This is a genomic window from Streptomyces sp. NPDC000880, from assembly GCF_053599675.1.
Map to the genome: position 1 here is coordinate 1 of NZ_JBSFMS010000071.1, position 24499 is coordinate 24499.

At 71.1% G+C, this 24499-nt stretch carries 22 protein-coding genes; 17 read left to right on the top strand and 5 right to left on the bottom strand.

Annotation, left to right across the window (positions count from 1 at the left end):
* Positions 1–376 precede the first annotated feature (376 nt).
* From ACWDO5_RS22230 to ACWDO5_RS22255, 6 genes are all read left to right on the top strand, one after another.
* Positions 377–1447: a nitronate monooxygenase gene (locus tag ACWDO5_RS22230; protein WP_450532076.1), complete on the top strand. Its 1071-nt coding sequence runs from the start codon at positions 377–379 to the stop codon at positions 1445–1447.
* Positions 1447–2187: a 16S rRNA (uracil(1498)-N(3))-methyltransferase gene (locus ACWDO5_RS22235; RefSeq protein WP_450532077.1), complete on the top strand. Its 741-nt coding sequence runs from the start codon at positions 1447–1449 to the stop codon at positions 2185–2187. The genes ACWDO5_RS22230 and ACWDO5_RS22235 overlap by 1 nt, the downstream gene beginning before the upstream one ends.
* Positions 2188–2523: 336 nt before the next feature.
* Positions 2524–5721, top strand: coding sequence for a S41 family peptidase (locus ACWDO5_RS22240; RefSeq protein WP_450532078.1), 3198 nt, complete (start codon positions 2524–2526; stop codon positions 5719–5721).
* A gap of 90 nt (positions 5722–5811) precedes the next feature.
* Positions 5812–6171: a histidine triad nucleotide-binding protein gene (locus ACWDO5_RS22245; protein ID WP_450532079.1), complete on the top strand. Its 360-nt coding sequence runs from the start codon at positions 5812–5814 to the stop codon at positions 6169–6171.
* 15 nt (positions 6172–6186) lie between these two features.
* Entirely contained in the window at positions 6187–7095 is a 909-nt protein-coding gene (locus ACWDO5_RS22250) for a ribonuclease Z (RefSeq protein WP_450532080.1), read from the top strand.
* Between the two features lie 16 nt (positions 7096–7111).
* On the top strand, positions 7112–8113 hold the full coding sequence (locus tag ACWDO5_RS22255) for an adenosine deaminase (RefSeq protein ID WP_450532081.1): 1002 nt from the start codon (positions 7112–7114) through the stop codon (positions 8111–8113).
* A 124-nt stretch (positions 8114–8237) separates the two neighbouring features.
* On the opposite strand, the gene ACWDO5_RS22260 is transcribed toward ACWDO5_RS22255, so the two are convergent.
* On the bottom strand, positions 8238–9062 hold the full coding sequence (locus ACWDO5_RS22260; RefSeq protein WP_450532082.1) for an IclR family transcriptional regulator: 825 nt from the start codon (positions 9060–9062) through the stop codon (positions 8238–8240).
* A 253-nt stretch (positions 9063–9315) separates the two neighbouring features.
* On the opposite strand from ACWDO5_RS22260, the gene ACWDO5_RS22265 reads away from it, so the two are divergent.
* From ACWDO5_RS22265 to era, 9 genes are all read left to right on the top strand, one after another.
* The gene (locus tag ACWDO5_RS22265; RefSeq protein WP_450532083.1) at positions 9316–10662 is read left to right on the top strand and encodes a glucarate dehydratase family protein; all 1347 of its coding nucleotides are present in this window, start codon (positions 9316–9318) and stop codon (positions 10660–10662) included.
* A gap of 227 nt (positions 10663–10889) precedes the next feature.
* On the top strand, positions 10890–11999 hold the full coding sequence (locus ACWDO5_RS22270) for a carbohydrate kinase family protein (protein WP_450532084.1): 1110 nt from the start codon (positions 10890–10892) through the stop codon (positions 11997–11999).
* A 140-nt stretch (positions 12000–12139) separates the two neighbouring features.
* Positions 12140–13156, top strand: coding sequence for a PhoH family protein (locus ACWDO5_RS22275; RefSeq protein WP_450532085.1), 1017 nt, complete (start codon positions 12140–12142; stop codon positions 13154–13156).
* A gap of 12 nt (positions 13157–13168) precedes the next feature.
* The gene (gene ybeY, locus ACWDO5_RS22280) at positions 13169–13666 is read left to right on the top strand and encodes an rRNA maturation RNase YbeY (RefSeq protein WP_450532086.1); all 498 of its coding nucleotides are present in this window, start codon (positions 13169–13171) and stop codon (positions 13664–13666) included.
* Positions 13663–14961 (top strand): hemolysin family protein, encoded by a 1299-nt coding sequence (locus ACWDO5_RS22285; protein ID WP_450532087.1) that lies wholly within the window; start codon positions 13663–13665, stop codon positions 14959–14961. Before ybeY ends, ACWDO5_RS22285 begins: the two co-directional genes overlap by 4 nt.
* Positions 14958–15311: an MmcQ/YjbR family DNA-binding protein gene (locus ACWDO5_RS22290; protein ID WP_450532088.1), complete on the top strand. Its 354-nt coding sequence runs from the start codon at positions 14958–14960 to the stop codon at positions 15309–15311. Before ACWDO5_RS22285 ends, ACWDO5_RS22290 begins: the two co-directional genes overlap by 4 nt.
* 86 nt (positions 15312–15397) lie before the next feature.
* Positions 15398–15610, top strand: a complete 213-nt coding sequence (locus ACWDO5_RS22295) for a hypothetical protein (RefSeq protein ID WP_450532089.1) — start codon at positions 15398–15400, stop codon at positions 15608–15610.
* An 84-nt stretch (positions 15611–15694) separates the two neighbouring features.
* Positions 15695–16048 (top strand): cytidine deaminase, encoded by a 354-nt coding sequence (locus ACWDO5_RS22300; protein WP_450532090.1) that lies wholly within the window; start codon positions 15695–15697, stop codon positions 16046–16048.
* Positions 16049–16283: 235 nt separating this feature from the next.
* Positions 16284–17234 carry a GTPase Era gene (gene era / locus ACWDO5_RS22305; protein WP_450532091.1) on the top strand — a complete coding sequence of 317 codons (951 nt, stop codon included), beginning with the start codon at positions 16284–16286 and terminating at the stop codon, positions 17232–17234.
* A 144-nt stretch (positions 17235–17378) separates the two neighbouring features.
* Here era and ACWDO5_RS22310 read toward each other — a convergent pair whose 3' ends face one another.
* Both ACWDO5_RS22310 and ACWDO5_RS22315 read right to left on the bottom strand, forming a co-directional pair.
* Positions 17379–17645, bottom strand: a complete 267-nt coding sequence (locus ACWDO5_RS22310) for a protealysin inhibitor emfourin (RefSeq protein ID WP_450532092.1) — start codon at positions 17643–17645, stop codon at positions 17379–17381.
* A gap of 25 nt (positions 17646–17670) precedes the next feature.
* A complete protein-coding gene (locus ACWDO5_RS22315) occupies positions 17671–18738 on the bottom strand; it encodes a M4 family metallopeptidase (protein WP_450532093.1) in 1068 nt (355 codons plus the stop codon).
* A gap of 297 nt (positions 18739–19035) precedes the next feature.
* On the opposite strand from ACWDO5_RS22315, the gene leuA reads away from it, so the two are divergent.
* Positions 19036–20796: a 2-isopropylmalate synthase gene (leuA, locus tag ACWDO5_RS22320; protein ID WP_450532094.1), complete on the top strand. Its 1761-nt coding sequence runs from the start codon at positions 19036–19038 to the stop codon at positions 20794–20796.
* Positions 20797–21183: 387 nt separating this feature from the next.
* A complete protein-coding gene (locus tag ACWDO5_RS22325; RefSeq protein ID WP_450532095.1) occupies positions 21184–21876 on the top strand; it encodes a tellurite resistance TerB family protein in 693 nt (230 codons plus the stop codon).
* A 165-nt stretch (positions 21877–22041) separates the two neighbouring features.
* Here ACWDO5_RS22325 and ACWDO5_RS22330 read toward each other — a convergent pair whose 3' ends face one another.
* Together ACWDO5_RS22330 and ACWDO5_RS22335 are read right to left on the bottom strand one after the other, a co-directional pair.
* The gene (locus ACWDO5_RS22330; RefSeq protein WP_450532096.1) at positions 22042–23832 is read right to left on the bottom strand and encodes a S8 family serine peptidase; all 1791 of its coding nucleotides are present in this window, start codon (positions 23830–23832) and stop codon (positions 22042–22044) included.
* A 131-nt stretch (positions 23833–23963) separates the two neighbouring features.
* A partial coding sequence (locus ACWDO5_RS22335) for a hypothetical protein (protein ID WP_450532097.1) occupies positions 23964–24499 on the bottom strand: 536 nt, incomplete at its 5' end.

Here is a 24499-nt window from a genome sequence, read left to right on the forward strand (position 1 = left end):
GGCCCGAAGGGCCTGGGGGACGCATCGCAAGGCGGTGGGGGCACCCCCGGACGAAGTCTGGGGGAGATCGCCCTCGTACTGGACGTACTTGGGCGGCTTTCGACAACACAGCGAGGTGCCGTAGCTGTCGTCGCGGGCCCGACAAGATCGCCCGGACAGGGCCCACGGCCGCGGGCCGTGAGTGGTGCCCGCCTGTGGTCGGTTGCTCGCCGCCGGCGGCTGCGTGTCCGCGTCGGCAGGGCCCTCGCCGGAGGGGCGGGGGCAAGGGGTCCCGCGCACCCCGCCGTCGGCCCTCCACCGGGGGGCCGGGAAGCCGGGGGCGGCCGCTCGCGGCACCCGATTCGGCGGCGCGCACGCGACGTGGCACGATGCGTCCATGTCCTCCGCACTGACCGATCTCTGTCGTTATCCGATCGTGCAGGCCCCCATGGCGGGCGGCGCATCCTGTCCGCAGCTCACCGCCGCCGTGTCCGACGCGGGTGGGCTCGGGTTCCTCGCTGCCGGGTACAAGACCGCGGACGGTATGTACCAGGAGGTCAAACAGGTCCGCGGGCTCACCGGGCAGCCCTTCGGCGTGAATCTCTTCATGCCGCAGGCCAACACCGCCGACTCCGCCGCCGTCGAGGTCTACCGGCATCAGCTCGCCGGTGAGGCCTCCTGGTACGAGACACTGCTCGGCGACCCCGACTCGGGGCGCGACGACGGGTACGAGGCCAAGCTCGCCATTCTCCTCGACGATCCGGTTCCCGTTGTCTCCTTCACCTTCGGCTGTCCGACCGCCGATGTGCTCGACTCCTTCGCCAAGGCCGGGACTTTCACCGTCGTCACTGCCACCACGCCCGAAGAGGCGCTGGCCGCGCAGTGGGCCGGGGCGGATGCCGTGTGCGTGCAGGGCGTCGAGGCCGGCGGACACCAGGGCACCCACCGGGACGACCCCGCGACCGACGGCTCCGGCCTCGGGCTGCTCTCGCTCGTCGCGCTGGTCCGCGAGGCCGTGCAGCTGCCGATCATCGCCGCGGGCGGCCTGATGCGCGGCGGTCAGGTCGCCGGCGTGCTGGCGGCCGGCGCGGTCGCGGCGCAGCTCGGGACGGCGTTCCTGGTCTGCCCCGAGTCCGGCGCCAACGCGCTGCACAAGCAGGCCATGACCAACCCCGTGTTCGTACGCACCGAACTCACCCGCGCCTTCTCCGGGCGGCCCGCCCGCGGTCTCGTCAACCGCTTCATGCGCGAGCACGGCCCGTACGCCCCCGCCGCCTACCCCCAGGTGCACCATCTGACGAGCCCTCTGCGCAAGGCCGCCGCCAAGGCGGGCGACCCTCAGGGCATGGCGCTCTGGGCCGGGCAGGGCCACAAGATGGCGCGCGACCTGCCCGCCGGCCGGCTGGTCGAAGTCCTCGTCGCCGAACTGGACTCCGCGCGTGCCGCGCTGGCGCTTGGCCGCTCCTGATGACCGCGCCCGTATTCGTGGTCGACCACTTCGACGCGGGCGGCGGCGGTCGGTTCGTGCTGGACGGGCCCGAGGGGCGGCACGCCGTCTCCGTGAAGAGGCTGCGCCCCGGTGAGGACGTCGTCCTCACCGACGGGCACGGTCGGTGGGCGGACTGCGTGGTGCTGGACACCGAGGGCAAGGACCGTCTGGTTGTCCAACTGGACTCGGTGTCCGAGGAGCCCGAGTCCGTGCCCCGTATCACCGTCGTGCAGGCCCTGCCCAAGGGCGACCGTGGCGAGCTGGCCGTCGAGACCATGACGGAGACCGGCGTCGACGCGATCGTGCCGTGGGCGGCGTCGCGCTGCATCACGCAGTGGCGCGGTGACCGGGGCGTGAAGGCCCTCGCCAAATGGCGCTCGACGGCTCGCGAGGCGGGCAAGCAGTCCCGCAGGCTCCGCTTCCCCGAGGTCGCGGACGCCGCAACGACCAAGCAGGTTGTGGCACTTCTGGCCAAAGCCGATTTCGCGGCGGTCCTGCACGAGGAGGGCGCCGAGCCGCTGGCCACCGCTCAGCTGCCGGCCGAGGGGTCGATCGTGCTGGTGGTGGGGCCCGAAGGGGGCGTGTCCCCGGAGGAGTTGACGGCGTTCGCCGACGCGGGTGCGAAGCCCTACCGGCTCGGCCGCAGCGTGCTGCGCACGTCGACCGCGGGCACGGCAGCGACGGCGCTCCTGCTGGGCCGCACGGGCCGCTGGTCCTGAGAGACGCCCGCCCCGGGCTCGTACAGGTTCAGCCAGCTCTGCGCACTGTCGTGCCAGGGCGAGACCGACTCGGAACAGGACATCACGCTCAAGGGCAAGGTGACGGAGGAGCGTTCGGGGAAGTGCGTACGCGGGCGACCTGATCGCGAAGGTCGACCGTAAGGTCGTCTTCCAGGCGACCGTCCTCGGCAACTGCTCCGGCGTGCCCACCCGTTCGCCGAGCCACTCGCCGAGCGGGGCGCCGGTGCCACCGTGACCGTCACCGCGACGCCCGATCCGCCGCGCAAGTGATCCGAAAGCCGTGACCGGGCGGCGGTACCTGCCTAGGGTGACGGTGTGACGCACCCTGCCTACCTCCGGTATCCGCATGTCCACGGCGAGTTGATCGCCTTCACCGCAGAGGACGACGTCTGGGTCGCCCCGCTCGACGGCGGCCGAGCGTGGCGCGTCAGCGCCGACAACATTCCGGTGAACCACCCCAGGATCTCGCCCGACGGCACGCACATCGCCTGGTCGTCGCAGCTGGCCGGCGCGCCCGAGGTGCATCTCGCGCCCATCGACGGCGGGCCCGCGGACCGGCTGACGTACTGGGGCAGCACGAGAACGTCCGTCCGCGGCTGGACCCCGGACGGCGAGGTCCTCGCGATCAGTACGTACGGCCAGGCCTCGCTGCGCCGCACCTGGGCGCGGGCGGTGCCCCTCGACGGCGGGCCCGCGACCGTCCTGCCGTACGGGCCCGTGGGCGCTGTGGCGTACGGGCCGCACACCGTGCTGCTCTCCGCCACGATGGGGCGCGAGGCCGCAGCCTGGAAGCGCTACCGGGGCGGTACGGCGGGCAAGTTGTGGATCGACCGGGCGGGCGACGGGGAGTTCGTACGCCTCCATGAAGAGCTCGACGGGAACATCGAGTACCCGCTGTGGGCGGGGGACCGGATCGCCTTCCTCTCCGACCACGAAGGCGTGGGGGCCGTGTACTCGTCCCTGGCCGACGGGTCCGATCTGCGGCGGCACACCGGAGTTGACGGCTTCTACGCCCGCCACGCCGCCACCGACGGCACCCGAGTCGCCTACGCCTCGGCCGGTGAACTGTGGCTCCTCGACGACCTCGACGGCGCCGGGCCCCGCAGGCTCGACATCCGGCTCGGCGGCCAGCGCACCGATCTGCGGCACCGCCCCGTCAAGGCCGACCGCTACCTGGGCACCGCCACGCCCGACCACACGGGCCGTGGCAGCGCCGTGGAGATCCGCGGCGGTGTCCACTGGGTCACCCACCGGGAAGGACCCGCGCGGGCGCTCGCCGTGGAGCCCGGCGTACGGGCGAGGCTGCCCCGCACCTTCCGGGTCGACGGCGAGGAGCACGTCGTCTGGGTCACCGACGCCGAGGGCGACGATGCCCTCGAATTCGCCCCGGCCACCGGCCCGGCGCCCGGCGCGACGCCGCGCAGGCTCGGCGCGGGACGGCTCGGCCGGGTCCTGAGCCTGGCCGTCGCCCCCGACGGCAGCCGCGCCGCCGTCGCCTCGCACGACGGCCGCGTACTGCTCGTCGAACGCGAGTCGGGCGAGGTCCGCGAGATCGACCGCAGCGAGCACGGCGAGGCCACCGGCCTGGCCTTCTCGCCGGACTCCGGCTGGCTTGCCTGGTCGCACCCGGGGCCGGACCCGCTGCGCCAGCTCAAGCTCGCCAACACCGTCGACCTGTCGGTCTCCGAGGCCACCCCGCTGCGCTTCCGCGACTTCCAGCCCGCCTTCACGCTCGACGGCAAGCACCTCGCGTTCCTCTCCGAGCGCGCCTTCGACCCGGTCTACGACACGCATGTGTTCGACCTCGCCTTCGTCGGCGGCTGCCGCCCGCACCTGATCACGCTCGCGGCCACGACGCCGTCTCCGTTCGGACCGCAGCGCCACGGGCGGGCCTTCGAGGCGGACAAGGACCAGCGGCAGCAGGACGGCGAGGAGAGCGGCGTCCCGGTGACGCGTATCGACCTCGAAGGGCTCGCCGACCGGATAGTGCCATTCCCTGTCGAGGCCGCCCGCTACTCCACGCTGCGCGCCGCCAAGGACGGGCTGTTGTGGCTGCGCCACCCGCTGCGCGGCGTCCTCGGCGCGACCCGCGCCACGCCCGACGACCCCGGGCCCAAGACCGCGTTGGAGCGGTACGACCTGGTCCAGCAGCAGATCGAGGAACTCTCCTCGGACGCCACGAGCTTCCAGGTCAGCGGCGACGGAAAGCGGGTGCTGCTGTACACCGACGGCAAGCTCAAGGTGGTGCCGAGCGACCGCAGGGCCTCGCGCGACGAGGACAGCGACACCAACATCACCGTCGATCTCTCGCGCGTACGCGGCACTGTCGACCCGGCCGCCGAGTGGCGGCAGATGTACGACGAGGCCGGGCGGCTGATGCGCGACAACTTCTGGCGCGCGGACCTCGGCGGCGTCGACTGGGACGGCGTACTCGACCGCTACCGCGCGGTGCTGAAGCGCGTGGCCACCCACGACGATCTGATGGACCTTTTGTGGGAGGTGCAGGGCGAGCTCGGCACCTCGCACGCGTACGTCACGCCGCGCGGTGGGTACGGGCACAGCTCGACGCGACAGGGGCTGCTGGGCGCGGACATCTCCCGGGCGGCGGAGGGCGCGTGGCGCATCGACCGCATCCTGCCGTCCGAGACGTCCGACCCGGAGGCCCATTCGCCCCTCGCCGCGCCGGGCGTCGCGGTACGCGCGGGCGACGCGATCGTCGCGGTGGACGGCCGCCCGGTGGACCCCGTCGCCGGGCCGGGGCCGTTGCTGGTGGGCGCGGCGGGCAAGCCGGTCGAACTGACCATCTCCCCGGCGGGCGGCGGCGATCCGCGGCACGCGGTCGTCGTCCCGCTCGCCGACGAGGAGCCGCTGCGCTACCACGCGTGGGTGTCCGGCCGGCGTGCGTACGTCCACGAGAAGTCCGGCGGCCGGCTGGGCTATCTGCATGTCCCCGACATGCAGGCGCCGGGCTGGGCGCAGATCCACCGGGACCTGCGGGTCGAGGTGGCGCGCGAGGGGCTGGTCGTGGACGTACGGGAGAACCGCGGCGGGCACACGTCCCAGCTCGTCGTGGAGAAGCTGGCGCGCCGGATCGTGGGCTGGGACCTGCCGCGCGGGATGCAGCCCCTCAGCTACCCACAGGACGCGCCGCGCGGCCCGGTCGTCGCGGTGGCGAACGAGTTCTCCGGCTCGGACGGAGACATCGTCAACGCGGCGATCAAGGCGCTGGGCATCGGCCCGGTGGTGGGCACGCGGACCTGGGGCGGTGTGGTGGGCATCGACAGCCGTTACTCACTGGTGGACGGGACGCTGGTGACGCAGCCCAAGTACGCGTTCTGGCTCGAGGGGTACGGCTGGGGCGTGGAGAACCACGGAGTGGACCCCGACGTGGAGGTGGTGATGTCTCCTCAGGACCATGCGTCGGGCCGCGATCCGCAACTGGACGAGGCGGTCCGGATGGCGCTGGCGGTGCTGACGGAGAACCCGGCGAAGTCGCCTCCGGCGCTGCCGTAGGAGGGTATGGGCGGCTGGCCCACAGCACTACGAAGCCGATCACTCGATACGATGCGGGTCGTAGTGGACTCACGCGAGGAGGACCCTGGCATGGCGGGAGAACCGCAGGCTGACTGCCTGTTCTGCAAGATCGCCGCGGGGGAGGTGCCGGCCACCGTCGTGCGGGAGACCGAGACCGTCGTCGCCTTCCGCGACATCAACCCCCAGGCCCCCACCCACGTCCTGGTCATCCCCAGGGCGCACTACCGGGACGCCGCCGCCCTCGCCGCCGCCCAGCCGCAGCTCGTCGCCGACGTGGTGCGGGAGGCCGGTGAGGTCGCGGCCGAGGAGAAGGTCGACCGCGCCGGGTACCGGATCGTCTTCAACACCGGCACCGGCGCCGGTCAGACCGTCTTCCACGCCCACGCCCACCTGCTGGGCGGCCGCGGCCTCGAGTGGCCCCCGGGATAATGGAGCCGACTCGCCTTGTCCGTACGTGAACTCGTCGTGCTCGGGACCGCCAGCCAGGTCCCGACGCGGCACCGCAACCACAATGGGTACCTCCTGCGCTGGGACGGCGAGGGCATCCTCTTCGACCCCGGTGAGGGCACCCAGCGCCAGATGCTGCGTGCCGGCGTCGCCGCGCACGACATCAACCGGATCTGCGTCACGCACTTCCACGGCGACCACTGTCTCGGCCTCGCCGGGGTGATCCAGCGGATCAACCTCGACCGGGTCCCGCACGACGTGTCCGCGCACTATCCGGCCGGCGGGCAGCGGTTCTTCGACCGGCTGCGGTACGCGACGGCCTACCACGAGACGGTCGAGCTGATCGCGTCCCCGGTCGCCGCCGACGGCGTCCTGGCCGAGTCCGCGTCGTACACCCTCGAGGCCCGCAGACTCTCGCACCCCATCGAGTCGTACGGCTACCGCCTCGTCGAGCCGGACGGCCGCCGGATGCTGCCCGAGAAGCTCGCCGCGTACGGCATCAAGGGCCCCGACGTCGGTCGGCTCCAGCGCGAGGGCGAGGTGGGCGGCGTCCCGTTGCACGCGGTCAGCGAGTTCCGCAGAGGGCAGCGCTTCGCGTTCGTCATGGACACCCGGCTCTGCGACGGCGTGCAGGCGCTCGCGGACGGCTGCGACATGCTCGTCATCGAGTCGACCTTCCTCGACGGGGACGAGTATCTCGCAGCGGACCACGGCCACTTGACCGCCGGGCAGGCGGCCCGGGCGGCCCGTGACGCGGGCGTGCGACATCTGGTCCTGACGCACTTCTCGCAGCGTTACAGCGAACCCGAAGAATTTGAGCGGCAGGCGCGCGCGGCCGGTTTCGAGGGTGAACTGACCGTCGCCCACGACCTGCTGCGCGTCCCTTTCCCCAAGCGTCACCCGTAACCGAGACGAGACCGCCGTGCCCCTCCCCAAGGCCGAACTGCACCTCCATATCGAAGGCACCCTCGAACCCGAGCTCGCCTTCGCGCTCGCCGCGCGAAACGGCGTCGAGCTGCCGTACAAGGACACCGAAGAGCTGCGCCGCGCCTACCTCTTCGAGGATCTGCAGTCCTTCCTCGACCTCTACTACAGCGTGATGGCCGTCCTGCGCACCGAGGACGACTTCGCCGAGCTCACCGACGCCTATCTGGCGCGCGCCGCGGCTCAGGGCGTACGCCACGCGGAGATCTTCTTCGACCCGCAGGCGCATACTTCCCGCGGCGTCGCGCTCGCCACGGTGATCGAGGGCCTGGCCCGGGCGCTCGACCGCGGCGAGGAGCGGCACGGCATCTCGACGCGGCTGATCATGTGCTTTCTGCGGGACGAGTCCGCCGAGTCGGCGATGGAGACGCTCCAGGCCGCGAAGCCGTATCTGCACCGGATTGCCGGGGTCGGCCTGGACTCGGCGGAGGCCGGGCACCCGCCGTCGAAATTCCGCGAGGTGTACGAGGCGGCTGCCGTGCTCGGCCTGCGCAAGGTCGCACACGCGGGCGAGGAGGGCCCGCCGGCGTACATTCGCGAGGCCCTGGACGTCCTCGGCGTGGAGCGCATCGACCACGGTCTGCGCTGCATGGAGGACCCGGAGCTGGTCCAGCGGCTCGCACGGGAGCGGATTCCGCTGACGCTCTGCCCGCTGTCGAACGTACGGCTGCGGGCCGTCGACACCCTGGAACAGCACCCGCTGGCGCGGATGATGGACGCGGGGTTGCTGTGCACGGTCAACTCGGACGATCCCGCATACTTCGGCGGCTACGTCGGGGACACGTTCCACGCGGTGCGCGAGGCGCTGGGGCTGCGCGACGAGCAGCTGCGTGAGCTGGCGCGCAATTCGTTTGTGGCGTCGTTCCTGGAGGACGACGAGGAGCGGAGGGGGCGGTTGATCGCGGAGGTCGAGGCGTACGAGTTCGGCGGCCCGGGGTAGGCGGCGGCGGGCGCCTGCGGCGGGCTTGGTCCCCTGCGCCCCGCCCCAACGGGCTTGATCTGCCGGCCCCGCCGGCGATTGAGGCGCGGGGTCCGGGGTGGGGACCCGGATACGGGGCCACCGCCTACGCGCGCCATTCCGGGGAGCCTCGCCTCACCCTCGGCACAACCGCCTCGATCTTCGCGCGGACCTCCCGCATCACCGCCACGATCCCTCGCTCGTGCCCCTCCGTGAGCCGCGCCACCGGCACCGAGCAGCTGATCGCGTCCGTCGCGGGCGTGTCGTAGCGCAGTGCGAAGCCGAAGCCCGCGATGCCCAGCACGCCCTCCTCGCGGTCGACGGCGTAGCCGCGCTCCCGGATCGTGGCCAGGTCTGCCTCCAGGGCCGCCCTGTCGGCGTGGGTGTTGGGCGTGAGGCGCTCCAACTCACCCTGAAGCAGCATGAGTTGATCGTCCGGCCGCTCGGCGAGCAGCGCCTTGCCGAGCGCGCCCGCATGGGCGGGCAGCCGCCGGCCCACCCGGCTGAAGGTGCGCAAGTACTCATGTGACTCGCGGGTCGCGAGATAGACGACGTCCGCGCCGTCCAGCCGCGCCAGGTGAATCGTCTCGCCGAGCGCGTCCGACGCCTCGTCGAGATACGGGCGCGCGGCCCGCACCCGCGGGTCGCTGTCCAGATAGCTGGTGCCGGTGAGCAGTGCGCGGATGCCGATCCCGTACAGCGAACCCGTCGCGTCCGTGCGGACCCAGCCGCGGTCGATGAGCGTCTGCAGCAGCGCGTACATGCTGCTGCGCGGTACGCCCAGTTCCTCCGCGAGCTCGCGGAGCCGGGCCGGGCGGTCGCCGCGCGCCGCGAGCACTTCGAGCAGTTCGACGGTGCGGCCTGCCGACTTCACCTCGCGTACGCCACCGGCAGGCGGCCCCGCCTGCGGTGCCGATTCCGTCTCCGACATGCGCCGATCGTAATCCGCACACCACTGCCCATTGACGGTCTCTGTTCGCCTATCTAATCTCCATTCTCATTCGTGCACTACATCTACATAGGGAGACAGCGTGGGGCAGGCACGAGATTCGCCGTCGCCGCGCGACTCGTCGGCCGTCCATGCCCCTCGCGCCCGAGATGTGCGCGTGCCGCAGGCCGAACCCGGTCTCGTCGACCTCGAAGCACTTGCTCGCAGACGGACTCGACCTCGTAGGAGCGAACGCATGACGCAGGACCTGACGATCACCGAGGTGCGGCTCACCCCGATCCTCGTCGCCGACCCGCCGCTGCTCAATACGCAGGGCGTGCACCAGCCGTACACCCCCCGCCTCATCGTCGAGGTGGTCACGGCGGGCGGCGTCACCGGCGTCGGCGAGACCTACGGCGACACCAAGTACCTCGATCTGGCGGCGCCGTTGGCGGACACGCTGCCCGGCCACCAGGTCAGCGATGTGAACGCGCTGCACCAGCTCGCGGCCCTGGTGTGCGGCGACTCGCCCGAGGCGACCGGCGCGGAGGCCGTCGACGTCGGGGGGCTGCGTGGCATCCAGACGGCGGACAAGCTGCGGCTGTCGGTCGTCTCCGGCTTCGAGGTCGCCTGCCTCGACGCGCTCGGCAAAGCACTCGGGCTGCCCGTGCACGCGCTGCTCGGTGGCAAGGTGCGCGACGCCGTCGACTACAGCGCGTATCTCTTCTACCGCTGGGCCGGACACCCGGGCGGGGCGGGGGAGCCCGACGACTGGGGCGAGGCGGTCGACCCGGCGGGCGTCGTCGCTCAGGCCAGGCGCTTCGCCCGCGACTACGGCTTCGCCTCCTTCAAGCTCAAGGGCGGCGTCTTCGAGCCGGAGGAGGAGATCGCGGCGGTCCGCGCGCTGGCGGAGGCGTTCCCGGGGCAGCCGCTGCGGCTGGACCCCAATGGCGCGTGGTCGGTGGAGACTTCGCTGCGGGTCGCGGAGGAGCTGGCCGACGTACTGGAGTATCTGGAGGACCCGGCGTCCACGACGGCCCGGATGGCGGAGGTCGCGGCGGGGCTGAGAGAGGCGGGGCGAAGCCCCTCGGGCAAGGGCGATGGTGCGCGACGGGGCGTACCGCTGGCCACGAACATGTGCGTGACGACCTTCGCCGAGATACCGGAGGCCTTCGCGCGAGGTGCCGTGCAGGTCGTTCTCTCCGACCACCACTACTGGGGCGGGCTGCGCAACACCCGTGAACTGGCCGCGGTCTGCCGGACGTTCGGCGTCGGCCTGTCCATGCACTCCAACACCCACCTGGGCATCAGTCTCGCCGCGATGACCCATGTCGCCGCGGTCGTCCCCAACCTCGACTACGCCTGCGACAGCCACTACCCCTGGCAGACCGAGGACGTCATCACCGAGCGCCTCGAATTCAAGGGCGGCCGGCTGGCTGTCTCCGATCTTCCGGGCCTCGGCGTCGAACTGGACGGCGGGCGGCTGGCCCGCCTCCACCGGCGCTGGCTCGACGACGACGGCACGATGCGCGACCGCGACGACGCCGCGGCGATGCGGGTCGCCGAGCCTGGCTGGATCGCGCCGCCCGTCCCCCGCTGGTAAACCGCCGGGGGCTCCGCCCCGGACCCCGCGCCGCGATCCCCCCAGAATTCGTCCGAGGGGAGATTGAGGACTCTCCCCCTACGCCCCTGTGGGCATGGAGGGAAAGACCCCCACGAGCTACGCCCCTGCGGGGGGTCCGGGGGCTTGCCTCCAGCTGCGGGAACCCTCCCCCTCCCCCTTCATCAGGCAAACTGGCCTGATCTGTACCACGTACCGGGAGCGGCACGGTGACCACTCGACACGGAGAGCAACGGGACCGCGCTGCCGCCTGCCTCGACCCGCTCGCGGCGCTGCGGACCCCCGCCGATCCCCGCTGCGACGTCTACCTCACCGGCAGCGTCTTCCTCGACATCATCTTCACCGGCCTCGACTCCGCCCCCGTCCGCGGCACCGAGTCCTGGGCCCGTGGCATGGGGTCCAGCCCCGGCGGCGTCGCCAATATGGCCACCGCGCTCGCCCGGCTCGGGCTGCGGACCTCGCTCGCCGCCGCCTTCGGGGACGACCACTACGGCGAGTACTGCTGGGACGCCCTCGAACACGGCGAAGGCATCGACCTCTCCCTTTCCCGCACCGTCCCCGGCTGGCACTCGCCCGTCACCGTCTCCATGGCGTACGAGGGCGAGCGCACCATGGTCTCCCACGGCCACGAGGCCCCGCCGCCCGAGCCCGTGCCCGACTGCCCCCCGCCCGCCCGCGCCGCCATCGCCTCACTGACCCCTGAGGGCGACGAGTGGATCGCCCAGGCCGCGCGCACGGGCACCCGCGTCTTCGCCGACGTCGGTTGGGACGAGTCCGGCCGCTGGGACCCGGCCGACCTTGCCGATCTTGAACACTGCGAGGCCTTCCTGCCCAACGCCCAGGAGGCGATGCGCTACACCCGCACCGACTGCCCGCGCGCCGCCGCCCACGCCCTCACCGAGCGGGTGCGCCTCGCCGTCGTCACTCTCGGCGCGGAGGGCGCGTACGCGGTGGACGGCGCGACCGGCGAGAGCGCCCAGGTCCCGGCGATCGAGGTGGAGGCGCTCGACCCGACCGGCGCCGGGGACGTCTTCGTGGCCGGGTTCGTCACCGGTACCATCGCCGGCTGGCCGCTGGCAGACCGCCTCGCCTTCGCCGGGCTGACCGCCGCCCTGTCGGTGCAGGAGTTCGGTGGATCGCTCTCCGCGCCCGGCTGGTCGGAGATCGCAACCTGGTGGCAGTACGTCCAGGGGTGCGACGACCAGGACCCCACGGCCCTGCGCCGGTACGCCTTCCTCGAGTCGCTGCTGCCCGCCCCGACCAGGCCCTGGCCGCTGCGCAGGGCCGTGCCGACCATCGGCTTCGGCCGTTCGGTCTGAGCCACGGCGCGGTTCGTGCGGCACCTCGCCGTAAAAGCCCTCGGTCTTGTCAGTGCCAGGTCGTACGCTTGGTGTCCCAGAGGTTGTCGAGCAGCGAGAACCCTGCAACGGGAGGTATGTGCAGGCCACAGAGCCGGCCCATGACTCAGACACCCACAACCCAGACCCCAGCGCAGGGGCAGGCGCGAGCCCACTTCACCGTCCCCGCCAAGCATCCGATGGTGACGGTCCTGGGTTCGGGTGATGCCCTGCTGCGTGTGATCGAGAAGGCCTTCCCGGCGGCCGATATCCATGTCCGGGGCAATCAGGTCAGCGCGGTCGGCGACCCGGCGGAAGTCGCTCTGATCCAGCGCCTGTTCGACGAAATGATGCTCGTGCTCCGCACCGGGCAGCCGATGACGGAGGACGCAGTGGAACGCTCGATCGCCATGCTCAGAGCCGGTGAGAGCGGCAATGGCCAGGTCGAGACACCGGCCGAGGTGCTCACCCAGAACATCCTCTCCAGCCGCGGCCGGACCATCCGCCCCAAGACCCTCAACCAGAAGCGGTACGTCGACGCCATCGACAAGCACACGATCGTGTTCGGCATCGGCCCCGCCGGTACCGGGAAGACGTACCTCGCCATGGCCAAGGCGGTCCAGGCCCTGCAGTCCAAGCAGGTCAACCGCATCATCCTGACCCGTCCCGCGGTGGAGGCCGGCGAGCGGCTCGGCTTCCTGCCCGGCACGCTGTACGAGAAGATCGACCCGTATCTGCGCCCGCTGTACGACGCGCTGCACGACATGCTCGACCCCGACTCGATCCCGCGGCTGATGGCGGCGGGCACGATCGAGGTCGCGCCGCTGGCGTACATGCGCGGCAGGACGCTCAACGACGCGTTCATCATCCTCGACGAGGCGCAGAACACCAGTGCCGAGCAGATGAAGATGTTCCTGACCCGGCTGGGCTTCGACTCGAAGATCGTCATCACCGGTGACGTCACCCAGGTCGACCTGCCGAACGGCACGAAGAGCGGACTGCGCCAGGTCCAGGGAATCCTGGACGGCGTCGAGGACGTCCACTTCTCCCGGCTCACAAGTCAAGATGTCGTCCGGCACAAGCTCGTCGGCCGTATCGTCGACGCGTACGAAAAGTACGACGGTCAAAACGGGAAGTAGTCAGAGCGCGCCATGTCGATCGACGTCAACAACGAGTCCGGAACCGAGGTCGACGAGCAGGCGATCCTCGATGTCGCCCGCTATTCGCTCGCTCGGATGCGCATCCACCCGCTCTCCGAGCTCTCGGTGATCGTCGTGGACGCCGAGGCCATGGAGCAGCTGCACATCCAGTGGATGGACCTGCCCGGTCCGACCGACGTCATGTCCTTTCCGATGGACGAGCTGCGCCCGCCGGTCAAGGACGACGAGGAGCCCCCGCAGGGGCTCCTCGGTGACATCGTGCTCTGCCCCGAAGTCGCCAAGAAGCAGGGCGAAGAGGCTCCGACGCAGCACTCCATGGACGAGGAGCTCCAGCTCCTGACCGTCCACGGGGTGCTGCATCTGCTCGGTTACGACCACGAGGAGTCGGACGAGAAGGCCGAGATGTTCGGTCTCCAAGCGGCGATCATCGACGGCTGGCGGGCGGAGAAGGGCCTTACCGGCCCGTCCCCGGCGCCGACCGTCTCATGACCGGCCAACTGGTCTTCGGCGCGATTCTGCTGGTCGTCGTCGCCTGGCTGGCGGCCTGCGCGGAAGCGGGCATCGCGCGCGTCTCCAGCTTCCGCGCCGCCGAGGCCGTACGCTCCGGGCGGCGCGGCTCCGCGAAGCTGGCGCAGGTCGCCGCCGACCCGACCCGCTATCTCAATGTCGCCCTGCTGGTGCGGGTGGTGTGCGAGATGGCGGCCGGGGTGCTGGTCACATACGTCTGCCTGCAGGAGTTCAACGAGACCTGGACGGCGCTGCTCGTCGCGATCGGCGTGATGGTGCTCGTCTCGTACGTCGCGGTGGGCGTCTCGCCCCGCACCATCGGCCGTCAGCACCCGCTGAACACCGCCACGGCCGCGGCGTACGTCCTGCTCCCGCTCGCCAGCGTCATGGGCCCCATCCCGCAGCTGCTGATCCTCATCGGCAACGCGCTCACGCCCGGAAAGGGCTTCCGCAAGGGCCCGTTCGCGAGCGAGGCCGAGCTGCGGGCGATGGTGGACCTGGCCGAGCAGGAGTCGCTGATCGAGGACGACGAGCGCCGCATGGTGCACTCCGTCTTCGAGCTCGGCGACACTCTCGTACGCGAAGTAATGGTCCCCCGCACCGACCTGGTCTGCATCGAGCGCTACAAGACCATCCGGCAGGCGCTCACCCTCGCGCTGCGTTCCGGCTTCTCCCGGATCCCGGTGACCGGCGAGAACGAGGACGACATCGTCGGTGTCGTCTACCTCAAGGACCTGGTCCGCAAGACTCACATCAACCGCGAGTCGGAGGCCGATCTGGTCTCCACGGCGATGCGGCCCGCGATGTTCGTGCCCGACACCAAGAACGCGGGCGATCTGCTGCGCGAGATGCAGCAGGAGCGCAACCACGTCGCCGTCGTCATCGACGAGTACGGCGGCACGGCCGGCATCGTCACCATCGAGGACATCCTGGAGGAGATCGTCGGCGAGATCACGGACGAGTACGACCGTGAACTGCCGCCGGTCGAGGACCTCGGCGACGAGCGCTTCCGGGTCACCGCCCGGCTCGACATCGGGGACCTCGGCGAGCTGTACGCCCTCGACGAACTCGACGACGAGGATGTGGAGACGGTCGGCGGCCTGCTGGCGAAGGCGCTCGGCCGGGTGCCGATCGCGGGGGCGTCCGCGCTCGTGGACCTGCCGGACGGGCGCAAGCTGCGGCTGACGGCGGAGTCGTCGGCCGGCCGCCGGAACAAGATCGTCACGGTGCTGTCGGAGCCGGTGCCGGCGAGCCCGGAGGGAGAGAACGCGGCATGAAGGCGCAGGAGCTGAGGGCGTTCTGCCTGGAGTTCAACGACGCGGCCGAGGAATTCCCGTTCGGGCCGGAGACATCGGTCTTCAAGGTCGCGGGAAAGCTGTTCGCGCTCAGCGCCCTGGATGAGAAGCCCCTGACGGTGAATCTGAAGTGTGAGCCGGAACTCGCGGTCCAGTTGCGGGCGGACCATCCGGCGGTCGTCCCCGGCTATCACATGAACAAACGCCACTGGAACACCGTGACGGTGGGCGAGCTCCCGGACCGGATGGTCCGGGAGCTGATCGAGGACTCCTACGACCTGGTGGTGGCGGGGCTCCCGAAGGCGGTGCGGCTGCGGCTCGACCGGCCCTGATCCCCGGGGCTCCGCCCTGGATTCCCGCCGGTCGGGCTGAGGCTTCGTCGCCAGGCCCTGCTCCTCGTCCGGGACCCTCGTATCCGGTGGAGCGGGCGGGCGAGGAGTCCTGCACGTTCCGGATGAAGACCGAGATCCCGGCGCTGGCCATGAAGTTCGAGTCCGACATGCTGGTGGCCCGGCAGGGCACGGGAGCGACCCGCCTCGCCTTCGTTCCGGCTGACGCCTCGGGTCACAAGGCCTTCGACGACCCGGCGAAGCGGGCGGACGAGAAGTTCACCAAGGGCGCGCAGAGCTGACCTTGACAGTGCGGCGAGCGGCGAGGGTCCCCGCTCCGGGGCCCTCGCCGTTTCGGTCCACGCTCGTCGATCTATGCTCGGGGCATGACGCAGAGCACCGACCTTGGCCCCGAGGACCGCAAGATCATCACGCTGGCGCGCAGCGCCCGGGCCCGTAACGGTGTGCCGGAGGGCGCGGCGGTACGGGACGAGACCGGGCGCACCTATGTCGCCGGGACCGTGGCGCTGGACTCGCTGAAGCTGAGCGCGCTGCAGACCGCCGTCGCCATGGCCGTGGCCAGCGGCGCGAAGTCCCTGGAGGCCGCGGCCGTGGTCTCGGAGGCCGCCGCGCCCTCCGACGCGGACCGCGCGGCGGTGCGCGACCTGGGCGGACCGGCGACCCCGGTACTGCTGGCCGGGCCCGACGGGGAGCTCAAGGTCTCGGTGGCGGCGGGCTGAGGACGGCGCCCAAGCGGCAAGAAGACCGGCCGCGCACCAGGCGGGTTCGCCACCCCGGGCGGTCCGGCTCACGGCCGGCGCGTGGGACGTTCCGCGAGTCGGCAGGGGCCTCCTTCTTCGCGCTGCCGTGGCTGGTCGGGGTGGTGCTCGCGGCGGCCCTTGCCGGGGCGGCAGTGCGGGCACGGCTGCGGCGCCGGCGGGCACGCGTACTCGGGGGCGTACGGCATCAGGGACAATGGGCGCCATGAGCGCTCGTACTGATGAGAACAACGGCCCCCACCGGGCCGGCTTCGCCTGCTTCGTCGGCCGCCCCAACGCGGGCAAGTCCACCCTCACGAACGCTCTCGTCGGCCAGAAGGTGGCGATCACCTCCAACCGGCCGCAGACGACCCGGCACACGGTGCGCGGTATCGTGCACCGCCCCGGGGCGCAGCTGATCCTGGTCGACACCCCCGGCCTGCACAAGCCGCGCACGCTGCTCGGCGAGCGCCTCAACGACGTCGTGCGGACGACGTGGGCCGAGGTCGACGTGATCGGCTTCTGCCTTCCCGCGAACGAGAAGCTCGGCCCCGGCGACCGCTTCATCGCCAAGGAGCTTGCCGGGATCAAGAAGACCCCGAAGGTCGCGATCGTCACCAAGACCGACCTGGTCGACTCCAAGACCCTCGCCGAGCAGCTGATCGCGATCGACCGGCTCGGCAAGGAGCTGGGCATGGAGTGGGCGGAGATCGTCCCGGTCTCGGCGGTCGGCGGCAAGCAGGTCCAGCTGGTGGCCGACCTGCTGGTCCCGCTGCTGCCGGAGGGCCCCATGCTCTACCCGGAGGGCGACCTCACCGACGAGCCCGAGCAGGTCATGGTCGCGGAGCTGATCCGCGAGGCCGCGCTGGAAGGCGTACGGGACGAGCTGCCGCACTCGATCGCGGTGGTGGTGGAGGAGATGCTGCCGCGCGAGGACCGCCCGGCGGACAAGCCGCTGCTGGACATCCACGCGAACCTCTACATCGAGCGCCCGAGCCAGAAGGGCATCATCATCGGCCCGAAGGGCAAGCGCCTGAAGGAGGTCGGCGTGAAGTCGCGCAAGCACATCGAGGCGCTGCTGGGCACGCCGGTCTTCCTGGACCTGCATGTGAAGGTCGCCAAGGACTGGCAGCGGGACCCCAAGCAGCTGCGCAAGCTGGGCTTCTGACCCAATAGCGGCGTCGCTGGAGCGGGCGGGGGTACTTCACCGGCCCGCGCACCGCGTACGAGATCCTTCCGGCGCTCGTGAGGGACTTCGCGGTCGCTCAGGGGGACGGCGTTCAGGCCGCTTCGGCGTCAGCGCCCGCGCCCCTCAGGCGCCTTCCTTGAGGACGCGCGAGATCAGCTGCCGCTGCTCCTCGGACAGCCGGGGATCGGAGCAGTACACCGTCCGCCCGTCGACCGTGATCTGGTAGCTGAACCCGTCCGGCACCCCGACCGGCGGCGTGCCCCGGCCGTCGGCCATCGCCTGCTCGGCCAGGGCGTGCCACTCGCTCGCATCGGTCCGCCCCGAGGTGTCCACCTCGGCGAACCGCTCGATGCCGGCGAATCCTCCCGTGCGCTTTACCTGGATACGCATGGGTCCTGTCTAGTACGAGAACGGCTCAGTTGGTAGGAACCCCGACCTGGGACCACGCTTTCAGCAGAGCCTCCTGCTCCGTGCCCTCGCCGTAGCGCGAGCGCGCGGCGGCCACCGTGAGGGCCGCGAAGTCGGTGAACTGCGCCGTCGTCGCGAGCTCGCCGCCAGTCAGCACGTCGTACCAGATCTGGCCCGCCCGCTCCCACGCACTGCCGCCCAGTGCGGTGGCGGCCAGGTAGAAGGCGTGGTTCGGGATCCCCGAGTTGATGTGGACGCCGCCGTTGTCGCGACCGGTCTTGACGTAGTCCTCCATCGTCGCAGGCTGCGGGTCCTTGCCGAGGACATCGTCGTCGTACGCCGTACCCGGCTCCTTCATCGAGCGCAGCGCGACGCCCGTGACGTTAGGGCCCAGCAGGCCCGCGCCGATCAGCCAGTCGGCCTGGTCGGCGCTCTGGCCGAGGGAGTACTGCTTGATCAGCGAGCCGAAGACGTCCGACACGGACTCGTTCAGCGCGCCGGACTGGCTGAAGTACTCCAGGTTCGCGGTGTACTGCGTGACACCGTGCGTGAGCTCGTGCCCGATCACGTCCACCGGCAGCGTGAAGTCCAGGAACAGATCGTCGTCGCCGTCGCCGAAGACCATCCGCTCGCCGTCCCAGAAGGCGTTTGTGTACTTCTCGCCGTAGTGGACGGTCGCGTTCAGCGGCAGGCCGGAGTCGTCGATGGAGCGGCGCCCGTACGCCGTGAGATACAGCTCGAAGGTCGCGCCGAGGCCCGCGTGGGCGCGGTTGACCGTGGCGTCCTTGGCGGGCTCGTCGTTCTCCGAGTGCACCCTCTTGCCCGGTACGGTCTCGCGGTGCTGGGCGTCGTAGATCGTGCGATTCGGCTTGTCCGGGGCGGCGCCGCTCACGCTCGGAGCGAGGCCGCGGACCGTGGTGATCCGGCGGCGGGTGCGCTGGAGGGCGTCGTGCTCGAGCGTACGGGCGGCGGGCTCGGCGATCGCGGGGTCCTCGGCGCGGGCCAGTTTGTCGAGGACATGTGGCGGCACGATGGTGCAGAAGACCGGGTTGACCCGGCGGGCGTTGGCGTCCATGCGGGCGACTGTGGCACTGGGTAATGAAGCTGTCACTAGTTGCCACGATGATTGACGAAATGGAGTGATGGATCACCCTTTACCCGTAACTGAAGTTGTGTCCCGCATACTGATACGGGACGTCCGCCTGTCGCGAGCCTCAGCTATGGTGATCTGCATCATGCGTTTCGGGCTGCTTCTCCTTAGCTGCCGCGGCGAGGGCCTGTAGTCGTAGGCCGACCCCCTCCCCGCGGGATCTGGTGCTGCTTCGACTCAGTCGGCCGTCCAACTTGATGGACCCCGAGGAGCCCTACGCAAATGTCTGACAACTCTGTCGGTCGCCCCACGCCTGTCACCAACGCGACCCACACCCAGAAGCCGTCTGGGATGCCGATCCACAAGTACGGCAGGTACGACGCCGTGGACATCCCCGACCGCACCTGGCCCGACAAGCGGATCACCAAGGCCCCCCGATGGCTGTCGACCGATCTGCGCGACGGCAACCAGGCCCTGATCGACCCGATGTCGCCGGCCCGCAAGCGCGAGATGTTCGACCTGCTCGTACGCATGGGCTACAAGGAGATCGAGGTCGGCTTCCCGTCCTCCGGCGAGACCGACTTCGCGTTCGTACGCTCCATCATCGAAGAGGGCGCGATCCCCGATGACGTGACGATCTCCGTCCTGACCCAGGCGCGCGAGGAGCTGATCGAGCGCACCGTCGAGTCACTGCGCGGCGCGCACCGGGCCACCGTCCACCTGTACAACGCCACCGCGCCCACCTTCCGCCGGGTCGTCTTCCGCGGCTCGAAGGAGCAGGTCAAGCAGATCGCCGTGGACGGCACGCGACTGGTGATGGAGTACGCGGACAAGATCCTGACGGACGAGACGATCTTCGGCTACCAGTACAGCCCGGAGATCTTCACCGACACCGAGCTGGACTTCGCGCTGGAGGTCTGCGAGGCGGTCTGTGACGTTTGGCAGCCGGAGGCCGGACGCGAGATCATCCTCAACCTGCCCGCCACGGTGGAGCGTTCGACTCCGTCCACGCACGCCGACCGCTTCGAGTGGATGTCGCGCAATCTGTCGCGCCGTGAGTACGTCTGCCTGTCCGTGCACCCGCACAACGACCGCGGCACCGCCGTCGCCGCCGCCGAGCTGGCGATCATGGCGGGCGCGGACCGGATCGAGGGCTGTCTGTTCGGGCAGGGCGAGCGCACCGGCAATGTCGACCTGGTGACGCTGGGCATGAACCTGTTCTCGCAGGGCGTCGACCCGCAGATCGACTTCTCGCAGATCGACGAGATCCGCCGTACGAGCGAGTACTGCAACCAGATGGAGATCCACCCGCGCCACCCCTACGCGGGCGATCTGGTCTACACCGCCTTCTCCGGCTCCCACCAGGACGCCATCAAGAAGGGCTTCGACGCGATGGAGGCCGACGCGGCCGCCCAGGGCAAGACGGTCGACGACATCGAGTGGACCGTGCCGTATCTGCCGATCGACCCGAAGGACGTCGGCCGCTCCTACGAGGCGGTCATCCGGGTCAACTCGCAGTCCGGCAAGGGCGGTGTCGCGTACGTCCTGAAGAATGACCACAAACTGGACCTGCCGCGCCGGATGCAGATCGAGTTCTCGAAGATCATCCAGGCGAAGACGGACACCGAGGGCGGCGAGGTCACGCCGAGGGCGATCTGGTCGGTCTTCCAGGACGAGTACCTGCCGAACCCGGACAACGCGTGGGGCCGTATCCAGCTGCGCTCCGGCCAGACCACCACCGACACCGACGGCATCGACACGCTGACCGTCGAGGCGGTTGTGGACGGCGTGGAGACCGTGCTGACCGGCTCCGGCAACGGCCCGATCTCGGCGTTCTTCGAGGCGCTGAGCGCGGTGGGCGTGGACGCCAGGCTGCTGGACTACCAGGAGCACACGATGAGCGAGGGTGCGTCGGCGCAGGCGGCGTCGTACATCGAGTGCGCGATCGACGGGAAGGTGTTGTGGGGCATGGGCATCGACGTGAACACGACGCGCGCGTCGCTGAAGGCGGTCGTCTCCGCGGTGAACAGGGCAGGGCGCTAGACGCGAAGCGCTGCGACGGCTGACCGGGTCCGCCCGGCGGCCGGTTCGTCCTCAATGGCCGGACGGGCTTGAAATTCGAGCCCGTCCGGCTACTCACGGCCCTCTAAGGGGGACGATCTCCGGGACGAATTCCACTCAGTGTTCCTTGGTTTCGTAGGTGTGATTGAAGGGGCTGCGGGGCAGCCGGGGGCGTGTGGCGCGGGGGCGACAGGGCAGGCCAGTGGGGTGCTGACGCACAGGACAACCTCGCCGGTTGCCGGGCTCTTCGCGAGGGCGAGGATCGGCCATGTCCAGACGTACTGCTGCCGGGGTGCTGACGCCACCTCATTGGTGTGGCTAACATCACGTCAACGCGGCAATGTTGCCGGAGCGTTACGGAGGTGCGATGTGCAGCCAGCCCGAGGACTATTTGGCCGAAAAGTGCTGGTCTGCGGCGTTTATACTTCCTGGAACACTGTGGGTGACGGTGAGTTCTTCTGTCCCGGTTGCGGAGGCGATCGGAACTACCGTCGGCGCACCGGCCGCCGCCGGTTCACCGTCCTTGGTATGCCCTTGCTGCCGCGCGGCTCGGCAGGCCCGGTCGTCGAATGCGCCGCCTGCCACAGCCATTTCGGCATGGACATCCTCGACCACCCCACCACCGCCCGGTTCTCCGGGATGCTCCGCGACGCCGTCCACACCGTCGTCCTCGCCGTCCTCGCCTCCGGCGGCACATCCTCCCGCCCGGTCCGCGAGACCGCCGTCGCCACGGTCCGCGCGGCCGGCCTCGACGACTGCACGGAGGACCAGCTCACGGGCCTGATCGAGGCGCTCGCCGCGGACACCGGCCGCTTCGTCGCCGACACGGGGCCCTATGGCGCCGCGCTCGCCATCGAGCTCCACGAGGCGCTGGAGCCGCTCGCGCCGCATCTGGCCCCCGCGGGCCGCGAGTCGATCTTGCTGCAGGGCGCGCGGATCGCCCTCGCGGACGGGCCGTACAGCCCGGCGGAGCGGGAGGTGCTGACGACGGTGGGCGCGGCGCTGCGGCTGTGCGCGGACGATACGGCGCGGCTGCTGGCGGCGGCGCGTACGCCGTTCTAGCCGGGCGCGGGCGAAGGGCGCGTCCGTTCTGCGCCGGGCGCCGGGCGCGGAACTCCCGCGGGAGTAGAACCATCCCCGGATCACCCCCTGCAGTAGCGCTCGACTAAGCCGTGGGCGCGACGAATCCGCCCGTCCCCGACGGGAGTCTGGACACGGCCCAGAGGATCACGCCCCCATCTGGTCTGCCAGGGCATGCTGCAGTCCGGCCGCAGCGAGCGGGGCGGGCAGGCCGAGGGCGGTGGGAGCATCGGGCAGTCCGGCCCCGGTGCGGGCCGGATCGGCGCCAGGGACGGGCCGGCAGGCGGCACGGAGCAGGGTGAGCAGGTAGCTGACGCGGGCGGCCGTGCGCGGCTGCGGCCTGCTGCGCAGGTCGTCGTGGTGGGCGAGCAGGACCGCGGCCAGGCCGGTGACGTGCGCGGCGGCCATCGCGGTTCCGTCGGCGACCGTGTAGGTCTCGCCCGGTGCGGTGGTGATTACCGCCGCACCGGGGGCGACCAGGTCCACGCCGCTGCCGGCGGGGGTAAAGGCGGGCGGGTACAGGCCCGGCCACACCGGTTGGGTGGCGGCCTGCGGGCTGCCGGCGGGGGAAGTGCCGGTGTGCGCCAGCGCTCCGACGGCCAGCACGGTGGGCAGGCTGGCGGGAAAGGTGATGGGGCCTGCGATGTCGCCGACGGGGGCGATGACCGCGATGCCGGCGGCGTGCGCGTCCAGCAGCTTCCACGCGGCCAGCTGCGACGGGGCCTGCCAGCCGAGGTTGATCTGGGCGATGTCGATGCCGTGGGTGATGCATTGGTCCAGGGCCTGCAGCAGGTCGCTGACCCGGCCGTGCGGGAACAGTTTCAGGGCGTGGAGTTCGGCCTCGGCGGCGATGCCGGTGATCCCGGTGCGGTTGTCCGCGGCCGCGATCACTCCGGCGCACCGGGTGCCGTGCCCGGTGGCATCGACCTGCCAGGTGTCCTCGCCGGGCGCGGTGAAGTCGTACCCGGCCCGCACGGTGTCCTTCAGGTCCGGATGGGCGATGTCGATGCCGGAATCGATGAGGGCGATCTTGATGCCGTGGCCGCGGTAGGTCGGCGGGATCCGGTGCAGCCGCATCGCCTGCAGGCCCCAGCCGGCCACTGGCCGGTCCGGGAACCCCTCGAACGTCTCCGCCAGGGCCAGCACCTCGATCACCGCTTCCCCCTCCTCGGGGGTTTCGGGCAGGTGCGGGCGGTCGATCCGCAGCGGCCAGTACTCGCCCACCGGGCGCACATACAGGGCCTGGACCGTGGCGGGGGTGTCCGCCGGCAGGATCAGGGTGGCCCTGCCGTGCGGGCCGGTCACGGCGTGTGCGGGTGCGGCGGCACCGATGGCCCACACGTGCGCGCCCGCCACCGCCTGCCCGTCCCGGCCCATGACTCGCACCGTCACCCGGGCGGGCTCTTCCAGGGTGACCGCCACAGCCGGATCCACCACCGGCAACCCCGCCACGAGGGGCGGGGTGGGAGTGTAGGCCAGGGGCTGGTCCGGCTCGACAACGACCTGCGGGTTCGCCGCCAGGGCGCGGGCGCGTTCGTCGGGCATCGCCACCACCGCCACCGGCGGACAGGCCGGGTGAGGCTCGGCGATCGCCCCCAAACCCCGGGACCGTGACGGGCGCACCTGCGCCAGCGGCTCCACCTCCGGGTCCTCCTCCAGCAGCGTGAACAACGCTCCCGCCTCGATCGGCGGGACCCCGCCCGCCAGCAGCGGCACCGGCCGCGGCGCTACCAGATACCGGCCCCAGCCTGCCCGCACCGGACGGCCCTCACCACGCCCCGGCGCCTCCTGCCGGCCCTCGGCCTGGTCCTGGCCGGTCACCGCCTCGGCTTCGCCCGCCGCCTGCTCCGGCTCCACCCCGCCAGGCTTGCCGCCCCGCGCGCCACCCTGCTTCGCGCCGCCCTTCGCGGTGCCGTTGCCACGCTGCTGCTCACTCATCGCTCATCCGCCTTCATCACACGCACGTTTTGACGTTCATCGATCAGCCCTCGCGACGCCCGCCACGGGGACGTCCGGCCCGGCCGGGCGAGGACGTTCTCGGCGAACGCCTCGTCCGGCCGGGCCACCGCTCACATGCCCATCGGCGACAGCTGGCCGTACTGCTGCGGCTGCCCGAACTGGCCCTGGCCCTGGCCCTGGCCCTGGCCCGGGAACTGGCCGCCCTGCTGCTGCCCGAACTGGCCCTGGGTGATCTGGGCGAGCGTGGTGTGCAGGACGGGCGCGATCTTCCGGGCGCACTCCACCAGCACGTTGCCCCACGCGTGCGGCGGGATCTGCCCCTGAGACTGGATCCCCATCACGATCTGCGGGTCGATCCGCAGCTGCTCCACCACCGCCGTCACCGCCGTCGCCGCACAGCGCAGCGCCAGCTCTGTCACCAACACCGGCAACTGGCCCTGACCCGGGCCCTGCTGGCCGAAGCCCTGCTGGCCCTGCTGGCCGTACGGCTGCTGCTGGCCCTGCTGGCCCTGCTGGCCGTACGGCTGCTGCTGGCCCTGCTGGCCGAAGCCCTGCTGGCCGTACGGCTGCTGCTGGCCCTGCTGGCCGAAGCCCTGCTGGCCGTACGGCTGCTGCTGGCCCTGCTGGCCGAAGCCCTGCTGGCACG

What these genes read in the sequence shown, in the direction of transcription:
- ACWDO5_RS22230 (WP_450532076.1), top strand. Translation starts at nt 377, where the DNA reads ATGTCCTCCGCACTGACCGATCTCTGTCGTTATCCGATCGTGCAGGCC.
- ACWDO5_RS22235 (WP_450532077.1), top strand. Translation starts at nt 1,447, where the DNA reads ATGACCGCGCCCGTATTCGTGGTCGACCACTTCGACGCGGGCGGCGGC.
- ACWDO5_RS22245 (WP_450532079.1), top strand. Translation starts at nt 5,812, where the DNA reads ATGGCGGGAGAACCGCAGGCTGACTGCCTGTTCTGCAAGATCGCCGCG.
- ACWDO5_RS22260 (WP_450532082.1), bottom strand. Translation starts at nt 9,062, where the DNA reads ATGTCGGAGACGGAATCGGCACCGCAGGCGGGGCCGCCTGCCGGTGGC.
- ACWDO5_RS22265 (WP_450532083.1), top strand. Translation starts at nt 9,316, where the DNA reads ATGACGCAGGACCTGACGATCACCGAGGTGCGGCTCACCCCGATCCTC.
- ACWDO5_RS22275 (WP_450532085.1), top strand. Translation starts at nt 12,140, where the DNA reads ATGACTCAGACACCCACAACCCAGACCCCAGCGCAGGGGCAGGCGCGA.
- ybeY (WP_450532086.1), top strand. Translation starts at nt 13,169, where the DNA reads ATGTCGATCGACGTCAACAACGAGTCCGGAACCGAGGTCGACGAGCAG.
- ACWDO5_RS22285 (WP_450532087.1), top strand. Translation starts at nt 13,663, where the DNA reads ATGACCGGCCAACTGGTCTTCGGCGCGATTCTGCTGGTCGTCGTCGCC.
- ACWDO5_RS22290 (WP_450532088.1), top strand. Translation starts at nt 14,958, where the DNA reads ATGAAGGCGCAGGAGCTGAGGGCGTTCTGCCTGGAGTTCAACGACGCG.
- ACWDO5_RS22300 (WP_450532090.1), top strand. Translation starts at nt 15,695, where the DNA reads ATGACGCAGAGCACCGACCTTGGCCCCGAGGACCGCAAGATCATCACG.
- era (WP_450532091.1), top strand. Translation starts at nt 16,284, where the DNA reads ATGGGCGCCATGAGCGCTCGTACTGATGAGAACAACGGCCCCCACCGG.
- ACWDO5_RS22310 (WP_450532092.1), bottom strand. Translation starts at nt 17,645, where the DNA reads ATGCGTATCCAGGTAAAGCGCACGGGAGGATTCGCCGGCATCGAGCGG.
- ACWDO5_RS22315 (WP_450532093.1), bottom strand. Translation starts at nt 18,738, where the DNA reads ATGGACGCCAACGCCCGCCGGGTCAACCCGGTCTTCTGCACCATCGTG.
- leuA (WP_450532094.1), top strand. Translation starts at nt 19,036, where the DNA reads ATGTCTGACAACTCTGTCGGTCGCCCCACGCCTGTCACCAACGCGACC.
- ACWDO5_RS22330 (WP_450532096.1), bottom strand. Translation starts at nt 23,832, where the DNA reads ATGAGTGAGCAGCAGCGTGGCAACGGCACCGCGAAGGGCGGCGCGAAG.